At 63.6% G+C, this 13,299-nt stretch carries 16 protein-coding genes; 11 read left to right on the top strand and 5 right to left on the bottom strand.

Annotated features, from left to right (window positions below; genetic code table 11):
* The first annotated feature begins 39 nt into the window (after positions 1-39).
* The 4 genes from htpX (at position 40) to HTIA_RS04325 (ending at position 3,150) form a co-directional block, all read left to right on the top strand.
* Positions 40-918 carry a zinc metalloprotease HtpX gene (htpX, locus tag HTIA_RS04340; protein WP_008525749.1) on the top strand — a complete coding sequence of 293 codons (879 nt, stop codon included), beginning with the start codon at positions 40-42 and terminating at the stop codon, positions 916-918.
* A gap of 86 nt (positions 919-1,004) precedes the next feature.
* Positions 1,005-1,541, top strand: coding sequence for a DUF7437 domain-containing protein (locus HTIA_RS04335; RefSeq protein ID WP_021029428.1), 537 nt, complete (start codon positions 1,005-1,007; stop codon positions 1,539-1,541).
* The gene (locus tag HTIA_RS04330; protein ID WP_008525747.1) at positions 1,538-2,065 is read left to right on the top strand and encodes a hypothetical protein; all 528 of its coding nucleotides are present in this window, start codon (positions 1,538-1,540) and stop codon (positions 2,063-2,065) included. Before HTIA_RS04335 ends, HTIA_RS04330 begins: the two co-directional genes overlap by 4 nt.
* A gap of 68 nt (positions 2,066-2,133) precedes the next feature.
* Positions 2,134-3,150: an SGNH/GDSL hydrolase family protein gene (locus tag HTIA_RS04325; protein WP_008525746.1), complete on the top strand. Its 1,017-nt coding sequence runs from the start codon at positions 2,134-2,136 to the stop codon at positions 3,148-3,150.
* Between the two features lie 45 nt (positions 3,151-3,195).
* Here the strand turns inward: HTIA_RS04325 and HTIA_RS04320 are convergent, their stop codons facing one another.
* Complete coding sequence (locus tag HTIA_RS04320; protein ID WP_008525745.1) at positions 3,196-3,528, bottom strand: DUF424 domain-containing protein; 333 nt, start codon at positions 3,526-3,528, stop codon at positions 3,196-3,198.
* A 1-nt stretch (position 3,529) separates the two neighbouring features.
* On the bottom strand, positions 3,530-4,285 hold the full coding sequence (locus HTIA_RS04315) for a tetratricopeptide repeat protein (protein ID WP_008525744.1): 756 nt from the start codon (positions 4,283-4,285) through the stop codon (positions 3,530-3,532).
* Between the two features lie 258 nt (positions 4,286-4,543).
* On the opposite strand from HTIA_RS04315, the gene mntA reads away from it, so the two are divergent.
* From mntA to HTIA_RS04280, 7 genes are all read left to right on the top strand, one after another.
* On the top strand, positions 4,544-4,984 hold the full coding sequence (mntA, locus tag HTIA_RS04310) for a type VII toxin-antitoxin system MntA family adenylyltransferase antitoxin (protein ID WP_008525742.1): 441 nt from the start codon (positions 4,544-4,546) through the stop codon (positions 4,982-4,984).
* 59 nt (positions 4,985-5,043) lie between these two features.
* Positions 5,044-5,601: an RNA 2',3'-cyclic phosphodiesterase gene (gene thpR, locus HTIA_RS04305; protein ID WP_008525740.1), complete on the top strand. Its 558-nt coding sequence runs from the start codon at positions 5,044-5,046 to the stop codon at positions 5,599-5,601.
* A 176-nt stretch (positions 5,602-5,777) separates the two neighbouring features.
* Positions 5,778-6,581 (top strand): ZIP family metal transporter, encoded by an 804-nt coding sequence (locus HTIA_RS04300; RefSeq protein WP_008525738.1) that lies wholly within the window; start codon positions 5,778-5,780, stop codon positions 6,579-6,581.
* A 47-nt stretch (positions 6,582-6,628) separates the two neighbouring features.
* On the top strand, positions 6,629-6,781 hold the full coding sequence (locus HTIA_RS04295; protein WP_008525736.1) for a 50S ribosomal protein L39e: 153 nt from the start codon (positions 6,629-6,631) through the stop codon (positions 6,779-6,781).
* Positions 6,778-7,056 carry a 50S ribosomal protein L31e gene (locus tag HTIA_RS04290; protein ID WP_008525733.1) on the top strand — a complete coding sequence of 93 codons (279 nt, stop codon included), beginning with the start codon at positions 6,778-6,780 and terminating at the stop codon, positions 7,054-7,056. Before HTIA_RS04295 ends, HTIA_RS04290 begins: the two co-directional genes overlap by 4 nt.
* Before the next feature lie 3 nt (positions 7,057-7,059).
* Entirely contained in the window at positions 7,060-7,725 is a 666-nt protein-coding gene (locus HTIA_RS04285; protein ID WP_008525730.1) for a translation initiation factor IF-6, read from the top strand.
* A gap of 60 nt (positions 7,726-7,785) precedes the next feature.
* Positions 7,786-8,706, top strand: coding sequence for an NAD-dependent epimerase/dehydratase family protein (locus tag HTIA_RS04280; RefSeq protein ID WP_008525728.1), 921 nt, complete (start codon positions 7,786-7,788; stop codon positions 8,704-8,706).
* A gap of 3 nt (positions 8,707-8,709) precedes the next feature.
* Here HTIA_RS04280 and HTIA_RS04275 read toward each other — a convergent pair whose 3' ends face one another.
* From HTIA_RS04275 to HTIA_RS04265, 3 genes are all read right to left on the bottom strand, one after another.
* Positions 8,710-10,164, bottom strand: a complete 1,455-nt coding sequence (locus tag HTIA_RS04275) for a sugar transferase (protein WP_008525726.1) — start codon at positions 10,162-10,164, stop codon at positions 8,710-8,712.
* A gap of 108 nt (positions 10,165-10,272) precedes the next feature.
* Positions 10,273-10,902 (bottom strand): hypothetical protein, encoded by a 630-nt coding sequence (locus HTIA_RS04270; protein WP_021029429.1) that lies wholly within the window; start codon positions 10,900-10,902, stop codon positions 10,273-10,275.
* A gap of 41 nt (positions 10,903-10,943) precedes the next feature.
* On the bottom strand, positions 10,944-13,274 hold the full coding sequence (locus tag HTIA_RS04265) for a DUF4330 family protein (RefSeq protein ID WP_020936046.1): 2,331 nt from the start codon (positions 13,272-13,274) through the stop codon (positions 10,944-10,946).
* Positions 13,275-13,299: the final 25 nt, after the last annotated feature.

The raw sequence follows: 13,299 nt of genomic DNA, 5'->3' as shown, positions 1-13,299 counted from the left end.
CGGAGAGGTTTTCTTTCCCGATCACCTACGAGTGCGTGTATGCAGTGGCAACCAGACTGGGGCTTGCGCGGGCGCATGGTCGTGACGATGTTCCTGCTGTTTGCCCTCTACATCGTCTTCGTGGGGGTACTGGCGAGCGCCGGCGTCGGCCTCGCGGGGATAGTCGTCGTGATGGGCATCTTCTCGTTTGCCCAGCTGTTCTTCAGCGACAAACTCGCGCTACGGAGCATGGGCGCGAGGAAAGTCGACGAGAACGAGTATCCCGAACTCCACCGGAGTGTCTCCCGGCTGGCCCAGCAGGCCGACCTCCCGAAGCCGAACGTGGCCGTCGCGGATTCGTCGGTCCCGAACGCCTTCGCCACCGGGCGTTCGAAGAAGAACTCGACGGTCTGCGTGACGACGGGAATCATGGAAACCTTAGAGCAGGACGAACTCGAGGGTGTCATCGCCCACGAACTCGCCCACATCAAGAACCGCGACGTCGTGGTGATGACGATCGCCTCCTTCCTCTCGACGATCGCGTTCATGATCGTCCGGTGGGGCTGGCTGTTCGGCGGGGGACGCAACCGCCGGGGCGGTGGCGGCGGGATCTTCGTCGCCATCGCCGTCTCGCTGGTCGTCTGGATCGTCTCCTACGTCTTGATCCGCGCTCTCTCGCGCTATCGGGAGTACGCCGCCGACCGCGGCGGGGCGATCATCTCCGGACAGCCCTCGGCGCTGGCCTCGGCGCTCGCGAAGATCGACACCCGGATGGATCGCGTCCCACAGGAGGACCTCCGGAGCCAGTCGGAGATGAACGCCTTCTTCATCATCCCGATCTCGAAGGGGCTAATCGCTAACCTCTTCCGAACCCACCCCTCGACGGAGAAGCGTATCGACCGTCTCCAGGAACTCGAACGCGAGATGGAGACGGTTTAAGCGTCGCCCCGTTCTTTCCACCGCATTGTCCTGTTTTGCCCCCCGCCGCCAGCCTTATATTGAGTTATGTATAATTCACAATTAGGATGGCGCAGTCCCCACCACACTCGGGTCAGTCACCCATTCGGCAGTTACAGACAGTTGCCGACCTCCTCGAAACGCCGGCACTCGCCCGGGTTTACGCCCGGGTTTTACGGGACGGTCCGGTCACTGTGTCCGATATCGTCGACGCACTCGACATCCCGCAGGGGACCGCCTACGATTACGTCCAGAAGCTCGAAACGGCCGGATTGCTCGAGAAAACTCGAGACCGGCGTCCGTACGAATACGACGCCGAACCGATCGCCCTCACGCTCTCGGCTGCCGAGGAGACGGCCACGATCACGCCGGCACTGATCGCAGCCGTTGCCCGCCGCGAAGTAGACGAGGACATCGACGTGTACATCGATCGACACGGTCTCGACGGCCTCGCTGTCGCACTCGAGTATGCCTTCGAGTACGTCGAGGGCACGGTCAACCACCGCATTGCGGCCAGGGAACTCGACCTCTCACCTCTCGAGGCCGAGATCATCTTACAGGCGCTCGAACCAGTCGCTACCGAGTACACTGACGATCGCAGATGACGACTGTCTACGTCGCTGATACTGGTGTTTTCGTTCGCTGTGGCGGGCCTGAGAAAGACAAATTCCAGCGGCTTCGCCGGGCTGTTCGACAGGCAGGTATCTCCCTGCGAATTCCACAACGCGTCTACGAGGAACTCGGTGGCGATACTGCTGCGGAGGAATATCCTTCGGGAGACGTGCCGTATTCGGCTGGAATCCGATCGGGCTGGATCGTCGTCGCCGACGAACTCGACTACACCAATCCGTTGGTTTCGACGGTGATGGACGAGACACGCAGATTCATCGCCAGCGAGACCGACCGCGACGAGGATCGTATCGAGAAGGCGGACACGGCGCTCGTTGGGCTTGCTGGACAACTTTTGGATGCCGGCGAGGCGGACCGTGTTGTGTTGTTGACGACGGACAAACCGGCGGGACGAGCGGCCGTGACGTTGCTTCCAAACCACGGCTTCGAGGACTGTCTCGACTTCCGATACGTTAGCGAAGCAGTTCTGGAGACGATCACTGCCGACGAATTTCGCTGAAATTCCGAATTCCGAAGGCGGCATATCGGAGTTATTTTCCTGCGACGGCGACAACCAATGGCGTCCGCATGCAACTCGAGGCCTTTCCGTCCGTGTCGCTGCACAATGTGGCTGAACTCGCCCCGGCCGACTGGACCGACGGCGGCGGCCACCTCCATCGCGTCCCGCGTTCGGTGGCCGCGAACCTCAACGTCATGGCCCGCGACCGCGTCCAGAGCCCGACGGGCAGTGAGATCCGATTCGTCCCCGACGGCGACGAGGCGACTGTCGAGATCACGCTTTCGGCTGCCGGCGAGACGACCGTCCAGCCGTTCTGGGGTCCCTTTCAGGGGGCCGAACCGTTCGAGATCGGCCCGGACCCCTCGACGCACACTTTCTCCGTCCCGGACCGCGTCCGGAACCTCGATCCGGCGGCTGCCGAAGACGCCGTCTACGATTCGCGAGTCTGTCGGCTCCGCTTCGACGCGTGGTCTCGGGTCGCGCTTCACGACGTCGCCGGCGACGCCCGGCCGCCGGAAGCCGACGAGCTTCCGGCCACCCGGTACCTCGCCTACGGGACCTCCATCACCGAGGGCGCGCTCTCGAACCCACATCTGGCGTACGTCGCCACGGCGGCCCGACAGCTCGGCGTCGATCCGATCAACCTCGGGATGGCCGGCTCGGCGTACTGCGAACCGGCCATCGCCGAACACATCGCGGGTCGCGACGACTGGGACGTCGCGACGATCGCCATCTCGGTCAATATGTCCAACCGGGGATTTACCGTCGCGCAGTTCCGCGAACGCGCCGATCAGTTGCTCGATACCGTCGCCGGCGCACACCCCGAGAAGCCGATCGCTGCCATCTCACTGTTCCCGTACCATGCCGACGTCGTTGCGGGCGACGACCCTGAGCGCGCGGCGGCCTACCGCGAGACGCTCGAAACGCTCGTCACTGAATCGCCGCATAGGAACCTTTCGTTCATCGACGGCTCGAAGCTGCTCTCCGTGCCCGGGCTGATGGACGACATCCTCCACCCCGGCGACGCCGGCATGGTCGAGATCGGGCACAACCTCGCCGACGAACTCGCGCCGCTGGTGGAGTGAGAACGGCGCGGCCCATTTGCGTCAGTTCACGGCCGGCCCTGGCACTCACATCCACAGCAACTGTGCGTGACGCGTCCCGTCGATGTCGAGGACGTTCGCCTCGTCGACGAATCCCTGGTCGATGGCGATCTCGACGGCCGTCGAGCCGACGAGATTCGCCGTATCACAGCGGGCCAGACTCGCCACGACCGTCTCGGCGCTTGCCGGATCACCGCCGTAGAACTCCTCGGTCACCGCAAGCGAGAGCTCGCCGTCTTCGAAGGTCTCGCCCAGAACGTTTTCGTCACACACAGAGACGAGCAGGCCCTCCTCGGTCTCGCGCTCGGTGAGCAGAAGTCCCGAATCCGCCGGCGCGTCCGTTCCCTCGTCGTCGGTCATCTCACTCGTAGAGTTCCGTCTGGGCACCGTCGTCGATAAGCTCTTCTTCGGTCTCCTGGCGCATCTCCTCGGCCTCCTCGACGAGTTCCTCGGCGCGTTCGTCCTCGCCGACTTCCTCGTGGGCGCGGGCCTTCTCCTCTAAGAGCGTCGCGTTGCGAAAGCCGAGCCGGATCGCGTTGTCGAAGGCGTCGATCGCCTCCTCGGCGAGGCCGCGTTCGAGCAGGAAGAAGCCGCGGTTGTACCACGCCTGGGGGAACCGGGGGTCGATCTCGACGGCGCGTTCGGCGTGTTCGAGCGCCTGCTCCGACCGGCCGGACTCCCAGAGCGCGTACGCGAGGTTGGTCTCGGCCGTCGCGGCGTGTTCGGAGTCGGGATCGATCGAAATCGCCTCGCGGTAGGCCCCGATCGCGGCGTCGTACTCCTCGAGTTCGGCGTGGGCCGCTCCCTTGTTCGCCCTGGCCTCCTGTTCGACCGACTCGTCCTCGGCGTAGCGGGCGGCGCGTTCGAGCGTCTCGGTCGCCTCCTCGAAGCGCTGGATCCGGGTGTAGCTGATCCCGACGTCGAGCAACTCCTCGGCGTCGACCTCGTCGTCGCCGATCGATCGCTCGTCGAGGAGGTCGCTCACGACGCGGGAGTCGACGGGGTCGACGCTGTCGGGGTCGACGTTGAGTTCCGGCGGTTCGAGGTCGAACCCCTCGTAGGGCTCTGAAAAGCCCTGCCCCTCCGAGAACTCGTGGTCTTCGGGTTCCTCAGTCATATCGTCATCTACGCCAGTCGAATGGTTAAGGGCTACGTCCGCGAGACGGGCGAACGACCACGGAACCGGTGGGTGTGCTAATCACGTGTCTGTCCGAGTAAAATCAGTCCGGTTCGGAAACACGACTGACGGCCAGTTACGCAAGTGGACTCCGACTGTCATCGATCTCGTTTGCGAGGATTATCTCGCGTCGATAATACAATGAGCAGTTGGGAATCACGCCCGAATTATTTTGTACGCCGGGACGTACTTTGAACTATGACGAACGACCGTGCGGACCCCTCAGTCGAGGATTCCGTGGACATCGAGGGACTCCGACGGTATCTCGCGGGGACGGACGTGGCCTTCGCAGTGCTGTTTGGGTCGTATGCCACCGGCACTTCTCATGATTCTTCGGACGTCGACGTTGCCGTTCAATTTCCAGCGGCGATGACGCCGAAAGAGCGATTCCATCGGCGAAACCGGATCGATGCCGAACTGCAGGCGTATGCCGAGCAGTTCATCGATGTGAGCGATATCGAGGACCTCCCGCTGCCCGTCGTCCGTCGCGCACTTCGAGACGGAATTCGACTTGTCGGTGATCAGCAGGCCATCGACGCGTATTGCGAGCGGATCGAAGCCGAATACGAGACGTCCGCAGCCGCGCGGAAACGTGAACGTCAGGAGTTCATCGATCGGCTTGCCAAAGGAGAGCTATAAATGGTTGATGAGGAGATTGTCGTGACCAAGTTGAACTCGACGGCAACTGACTGTCTCCTATGAGCAAGCGACTGTTCGTCAGCATCGACCTCGACGGGCTCGCAGAGGCGATCGCGGCCGTCCAGGATCGCTTCGAGGGTGCTTCGGGGCTGAACGTCGTCGATCCCGAACAGGCCCACGTCACGCTGAAGTTCCTCGGTGACACCGATCCGGACCGACTGCCGGAACTCACCGATGAACTCACCGTGGCAGTCGAAGAGAGCGGCGTCGCTCCCTTCGAGGCCCGATTTGGTGGTCTCGGCGCGTTCCCGAGCGAGGAGTACATCACGGTCGTCTGGGTCGGCGTCCGTGAGGGCGGCGCGGCGATGATCGACCTCCACGATGCCATCGAGGATCGGACCGTCGCGATGGGCTTCGACCCGGCGGACCACGACTTTACACCCCACGTCACCGTCGCTCGGATGGACCACGCCGGCGGGAAAGAACAGGTTCAGACCGTCCTTCGCGAGGCCGACCCCTCCGTCGGACCCCTCGACGTCACTGACGTCCGTCTGACCGAGAGCGTTCTCACCGACGAGGGCCCCGAATATTCGACACTCGAGTCGTTCGAACTGTGAGAGTCGTACTGCTGTAACATACGTGTCTTGACTTGTTCTGTTGCATAGATGAGACATCTATTACCGCTTTTACACGGGCTGACACCACGATTTAGGCCGGACAAACGACTTAGGCGCACCAAAATTAGTTGGAGTATTGATAATTCTTAAGTGCGCCCCGGCCCAACGGTGATCCAATGAGTTTACTGGCAAATCTGACGCTGGTGTTCGTCGCGGGTTTGCTCACCGCGCTGGCGACCGGGCTGGGCGCGCTGCCCTTTTTCCTGGTCGAAGACATCAGCGACCGGTGGTACGTCGGGCTCTGGGGACTCGCCTCGGGGATCATGGTGGCCGCGTCGGTGTTCGGGCTGATATTCGAGGGGCTCGCCGCCGGGACGGCGATCGAAATCGCGATTGGAATGGCTGCGGGTGTCGTGCTGGTTGTCCTCGCCCATCGCGTCCTCGACGGCGCGGAGATCGATCCCAAGAAGTACAGGGAAGCCGACTACAAGAAGCTCGTGCTCATTCTCGGCATCCTGACCGTCCACAGCTTCCCGGAAGGCGTCGCCGTTGGCGTCTCCTTCGCCGAACTGGGTCTCGAAGGTGCGCAAGGGCCGATGGTCTTCGGCGTGACGGTCCCGATCCTGGCGGTGTTCATGACGATCGCCATCTCGATCCACAACATCCCGGAGGGGACGGCGATCGCCATTCCACTCCGATCGCTCGACGTCGGCGAGTGGCGGATGGTCTGGTGGGCGGTGTTCTCGAGTCTGCCCCAGCCCATCGGGGCCGTCCTCGCGTTCGCGTTCGTCCGAATTGCTCGGGACTTCCTGCCCTACGGCTTTGGCTTCGCCGCTGGGGCGATGATCTACCTCGTCCTGACGGAGTTCATTCCGGAGGCCTTAGAGACGGGCGCGAACCTGCCCTCGCGGGGCCGACCCGAACTGATCGCCGGCGTGGTGGTTGGGGTAGCGATCATGATTCCACTCGCGCTAGTCTGAGTCGAAAGAACACAACTATAAACGACGACAGCGAACGTCGGCCTACAATGGGTAAGAAATCGAAGGCCAAGAAGAAGCGGCTGGCGAAACTCGAACGCCAGAACAGTCGCGTCCCTGCGTGGGTCGTGATGAAGACCGACCAGGACGTACAGCGCAACCCGAAACGACGCCACTGGCGACGCAACGATACTGACGAATGAGCGCCGAAGAATTCGAAGAGCGGGTCGTTTCCGTCCCGCTCCGTGACGTCCAGGCGGTACCGAACGGCGAACGAGCCGGCAAGGCGATGAGCCTCATCCGCGAGCACCTCGCCCAGCACTTCTCGGTCGCGGACGAGGACGTTCGCCTCGACCCGTCGATCAACGAGACGGTCTGGGCGGACGGCCGCTCGAACCCGCCGCGTTCGATCCGGGTCCGGGCCGCCCGCTTCGAGGAGGACGGCGAGAGCGTCGTCGAGGCCGAACCCGCAGAGTAAACTTTGCTCCGCACGGCCTTCGCCGGATCGGCGTACGTCGGCGTCTATGCACGCGCTACTGACGAGTATCTCCTGATTCGTCCCGACGCCGAGGACGACGTCATCGAGGCCGTTGGCTCCGAGTTGTCTGTCCCCGTCGTCGAAACGACCATCGGCGGGGCGAGTACGGTCGGCGCACTCGCCACTGGCAACGAGAACGGCCTGCTCGTCACGAGTCGCGTCACCGACGCCGAGCGCGACCGGATCGAGGACGTGATCGACCGCCCTGTCGTTGCCCTCCCGGGGCGGATCAACGCCGCCGGCAACGTCGTCCTCGCCAACGACAACGGCGCGTTCGTCCACCCCGACCTCTCACGAGACGCTGTCAAGGCGGTCAAAGACGCGCTCGACGTCCCCGTCGAACGTGGCGACCTCGCCGGTGTGCAGACGGTCGGCACAGCCGCCGTCGCCACCAACCGCGGTGCGCTCTGTCATCCCCAGGCGAGCGACGCCGAACTCGACCGGGTAGCCGACGTCCTCGACGTCCCGACGGACGTCGGGACGATCAACTACGGCGGGCCGCTGGTCGGTTCCGGCCTTCTCGCCAACGGGAACGGCTACGTCGTCGGCCAGGACACTACGGGTCCGGAACTCGGCCGCATCGAGAGCGCGCTCGGGTACATCGACTGAGATCAGGTACATCGACTGAGATCAGTACCTTATTGGCCGCGCTGGTGCTTTCCTGTCATTATGAGCCAGCCCTCGGTCTCCGGACAGACTGTCCTGATTACTGGCGGTGCCGGATTCATCGGCAGCCACCTCGCCGACGCCCTCGTCGCTGACAACGACGTGATCGTCCTCGACGACCTCTCGAGTGGATCACGCGAGAACGTCCCGGACGGAGCGACGTTCGTCGAGGGCGACGTCCGTGACGAGGACATCGTCGCCGACGTCACCGACGGTGTCGATCTCGTCTTTCACGAGGCCGCCGTCGTCAGCGTCGAACAGTCGATCGAGGAGCCCGAATTCTGTCACGACGTCAATTTCGACGGCACGCTCCGGCTCCTCGAGGCGGCGAGACGACAGGACGCCCGTCTCGTCTTTGCATCGAGTGCCGCGATCTATGGCGACCCCACTACCCTCCCGATCACCGAATCCGAGCCGGCGGATCCCCAGTCCCCCTACGGGATCGATAAGTGTGGCGCCGATCAGTACGTCCGGACGTATCACGATCTCTACGACCTCGAGACGGTCGCACTCCGGTATTTCAACGTCTACGGCCCGCGCCAGACGGCGAGTGATTACAGCGGCGTGATCAGCATCTTCCGTGAACAGGCCCAGGCCGGCGATCCGATCACTGTCGACGGCGACGGGACACAGACGCGAGATTTCGTCCACGTGCGCGACGTCGTCCAGGCGAACCTGCGAGCGGCGACGACCGAGCACGTCGGCGCTGCGTACAATGTCGGCACCGGCGACGAGACGTCGATCCAGGCGCTCGCCGAAACGATTCAGGAGACGGTCGACACCGGGTCGTCGATCGTCCATGGTGACCCACGGCCGGGCGACATCGAACGGAGTCGTGCCGACGTCACGAAGGCACGCCAGCGGCTGGGATACGAGTCGGACGTCTCTCTCGCGGACGGATTGGCGACGCTGTTCGACGAGTGACGGTCATTTTTCGCTGGGGTCGTTGCTTCCGGTTGCGGTCTCGGAAACGTCCGAAAGCACTTTCCAGATTTGTCTGATGACTATCTGGATGTCGAACCAGAACGATTGTTTGCGGATGTACGCCATGTCGTAACGGAACTTCTGGCCCGGCTCGTGTCCCGTCAAGTCGTTGATCTGGGCTAATCCCGTTAACCCCGGTTTGACAAACCACCGTCGTCGCCATTCCGAGACACTATTTTCGATGTCGTCGTCCAGTTTCGGCCGTTCCGGACGTGGACCGACGACGCTCATGTCTCCAACCAGTATCGACCACAGCTGTGGGACCTCGTCGAGATGTGTCTGCCGGAGAACTCGTCCTAGTCTGGTCACCCGTGGATCGCGTTCCCCTTTGTCTTCTTCGCTGAGTTTCACGCCGCTCTGTTTCTCGGCATTCGGTACCATGCTCCGGAACTTATAAATGGTAAAGGTATCGCCGAACGTGGCTGTCCGGTCCTGACTGTAGAAGATCGGGCCGCTATCTTCGAGTTTGATCGCCACGGCGATGACGGCGATCGCCGGTGAGAGAACGGCAAGTCCGATCGCCGCGAACGCGAGATCGAAGACGCGTTTGACGAGGTGGTCCTGCCAGTCCCACGGTTCGAGATCGACGTCGACGAGCTCACCGCCGGCCGTCCCGTCGGTCAGCACCACGTCGGCGTGATCGCGATGGACCTTCGCGGCGACGCCGTGCTCGTAGCAGGTGTCAAGCGCCCCGAAGAACTCCGCGCGGTCCGGCCGGTCGAACGCGAGGACGGCCGTATCGACGTCGTAGTCGACCAGGACCTCCCCGAGACGGGAGAGGCCGCCGAGATAGGAAAGTTCGCCGATCTCGTCGGTGACTGTCCCCCCGTCTGTCTCACGCGGTCGGACCGTTGTGGGCTGATCACCCGTCGCGTACGCCGTGGGAGGTGAGACGTAGCCGATCACGGCTCCGTCCACTGCGGCCAGGATATCCCGGATCGTCTCGGGATCGTCCCCGATGATGATCGTCCGTTCACCGGTTCTCGCCGGTCGACGACGAATGGCGACGAACCAGAGCGGAAGCACCACGAGGAGAAGCCCCCCAGAAACCAGTAGCGTCGCCCGCGGGAGGCGATAGGTGTAATCGAAGTAGCCGATCGTCGCAAGCGAGAGGAATGCGAGGGTCGTCCGACGAGCCGCTGCCATCCAGGTGTCGAGGATTCGGCGCGGACGTGGCTTGTACAGCGGGACCATCGCCGCGAGGATGACAGCGGTCGTCGTCGACGCCTCGAAGAGGAGTTCCGAGCCCGTCGCCGGCGCGGTAGCGAGCGTTTGGATTACCGGAACAGCATCCAGTAGTGTTCGTACCAGGGGGCCATTGACGACGACGACGGCAAGAAAGGAGAGCACGGCGGTTCCGAGGACGCTCGCTCCCCGATACCGCCAGTGACCTTTCATCACCCTGGCGTGTGACGGCGACGGGGATAAAGGCTATGACCGGTACACACGACGGGACGAAAACGGGAGTTCGTCGGCGTGGTCTCGGTGATCCCGGCCGGCGATCGCTCAGGGATCGTCCCGGCGTTCCCTGGGACTCTCTGGTGGCTCTGGCGGTTCCAGCAACGCCACGAGCACGCTGTAGACACGCGTCTCGGCGAGGTCCTCGGCCGAGTACCTGAGACGGGTTCCCGCGAGCGCGAGACTCAACGCGAGGAGCCGAAGGCCGATCGCACCCGCCGTCGGCGTTCCGCCGGCGATCACTACCGCCAGGCTCGCGGCGACCGCCGCGAGGACGACCGTACTCATTGCCTGGATCGGTCGAGCACGGAGGATGTCGACACCGCGCTTTCCTGCAACCGACGCCACCGACTCCTCCCCGTACGTGAGTACTCTGACGAGAAACCAGTCCAGGACGCCTAACAGCGGGCCGACGATCGCCGTCTCTCGAAGGTCGATCACGATAACGTCGGGCTCCGGCTCGGCGGTGAGCCACCGGTAGAGCCAGGACGTGCGGACGGTTCGTTTGGCTCCGTGGACGAATCGTCCGGCTTTGCTGTCGGCGAACGCACCACTGGCTACCGCGAAAGTCCGACGGGCGGCCGCCGTGACGCTGGCACCGGATAGCGCACTTCTGAGGCGTTTCGCCCCCTCGGTCACCGCGGTTGCAGTCCGGGATCCTCGAGTATTCAGGCGCATTGGTCAATCTGGGTGGTGGTCGGGTCGGTATTGCGGCAGGCTCACGCGGCGTCGAGGTCGACGATTGTCGCCCGGATGGTCGTCACCCCAAGGTCGAGGGTAATGCTATCGCCTTCCTGCACGGCTCGGCCTTTGAATCGGGTCGTCCGATCGTCCTCTCGGACCTGCAACGCGGCGGTGAGCGTGACGTCCTTGTTCACCGGGTGTTCGCGCTCGTAGATGTTCCCGTCCTCGCTTGTGAGCGTAATCACGGCCGGCTGGACCGTCACGTCGTTGACCTGGGCGATCGTCTGTCCGGCGTTCGTCTCGGTCTGGCCAGCCTCGACGCTGTCTGCTCGGCTGGGGACCACATTCTCCATCTCGAGTGTGACCGTGCGGGTCGTCGCCTGCCCGCGCTGCTCGAGCGCGTCGAGTCGGACGATCTGGCCGTTCAGTTCGTAGGTGAGCGTGCGGAACGGTAGTGTCACTCCTTCTTCCAGTGGGTTGTTCGCCCCGAACTGCGGGCGTTCTCCGTACCCGAGCGCCTCGACCGAGAGGCCGACGTAGACGCGTTTGCGGTCCGGGTTACTCGTCCCGTAGACGGCGACGTTCTCGACGGTTGCGACCGTCCGATCGCTGACGCGATACGCGTCACCCTCGCTCACCGCCGCTGCGGTGGACGTCTCGACCACGTCCGTCACGAGCACGTCCTGGGACGTCACCTGAAGGTCTGCGGTCCCGACACGGGTTACTTCGCCGCTGAAGTCGTAGCGTTCCATCCGGAAGGGGAGTGTCGTGCCCGGTTGAACGGTCCGCGTATCGAAACGCGGCTCCTCTCCATAGCCGAGTGTCTCGACCGAGAGGCCGACGTAGACGCGTTTGCGGTCGGGGTTCCCGGTGTCGTAGGCGATGACGTCCTCGACGGTGGCAATCGAGTGGCCAGCAACGTCGTAGGTGTCACCTTCCTGCATCGCCCGTGCGTCTTCGGCGTCGACTACGTCGGTGACCAGCACCGCTTCAGTGGTCACCTGCAGGTCTGCGGTCCCGACGCGGGTGACTTCGCCGCTGAAGTCGTACTGGTCCGTCCTGAATGGGAGCGTCACTCCGTCTTCGATCGGCTGTGTTCCGAACTGGGTTCGCTCGCCGTAGCCGAGTGTCTCGACGGAGAGTCCGACGTGGACGCGTTTACGATCCGGATCGTTCGTCTCGTAGGCGATGACGTCCTCGACAGTGGCAATCGAATGGCCCGCCACTTCGTAGGTATCTCCGGTCTCGATTTGCCTGGCCGTCTCCGCCGAGACGACGTTGCGAACGATCACGGATTCGCCCGTCCTCGCTAAGTCTGCTGTTCCAAGCTGACGAATCTCACTGGTGAACTCATAGCTGTCTGTTCGGAACGGTAACGTCGCGCCTCGCCTGAGTGTCTGGGACCCGAACTGGTGCCCGTCGGTGTACCCGAGGGTCTCGACGGACATGCCGAGGTAGACGCGTTTGCGGTCTGGATTCCCGGTGTCGTAGGCGGTGACGTTCTCGACTGTCGCGATCGGGTGGCCCGCCACCTCGTAGGTGTCGCCGGTCTCGATCTGCCGGGCGACGTCGGCGTCAACGACGCTCGTCGTGAGTACTGATTCGGTGGTCCGTTCGAGGCCGCCGCCGACGCGGTCGATCGTCCCGCTGAACTGGACGCCCGCAATCGGCAGCGACAGCGTCCGGTCGGTCTCGACCCGGGTATTGCCGAATCTGACCCCATCGCTGGTGACGTACGTTCGGAGGCTGGCGTCGAGATAGAGCGTTCGCCGTCCGGGCTGCTGGGCGTCGTACACCGCCACGTCTTCGACGGTCGCGACCCGGCTACCAGCGACCTCGATCTCCTCGCCGGCGGTGATCTCGCTCGCGATGCCGTCGGCGGTCGTCCCACGGAGGACGACTCGCCGGTCCGCCGTCGGGAGGTCCGGCTCGGTGCTGACACCACGAATCGTCCCGTTCAAGATGTACGCGTCGTTTTCGACCCCGAGTCGGCGGCCGATCCGAAGCGGCTCGCCGTCGACCGTGGCCGTCGTGTTCGCAGCGTGAGTGATTTCCACTCGGAGCACTGCGCTGGTCCCGTTCCCGGCCGACGTGAAGTAGGTGTCTGTGACGTTCGCGCCCTCGTATGCGCCATCGAGCGTGACGTTGTCACCGGATTCGACCGCCCCGACGACGTACTCCGGCTGGACGCCGGCGTCGAGTGTGACGTATCGGGTTTCGGTCGGTCCCGTCGGCCCACCACCACCATCACCACCGAAGAGTAATGCGATTCCGGCGACACCGACCGCGAGAACCAGGAGGACGACGAGAGCATCGACGACGTTCACCGTCCCGAACAACCGGCCCTGCTTGTCGATGATCTCCATGCTATGTCACCGGTCGAACACGGCG

The organism is Halorhabdus tiamatea SARL4B (genome assembly GCF_000470655.1).
Lineage (GTDB): Archaea > Halobacteriota > Halobacteria > Halobacteriales > Haloarculaceae > Halorhabdus > Halorhabdus tiamatea.
This window is presented reverse-complemented; position numbering and strand designations above follow the sequence as displayed.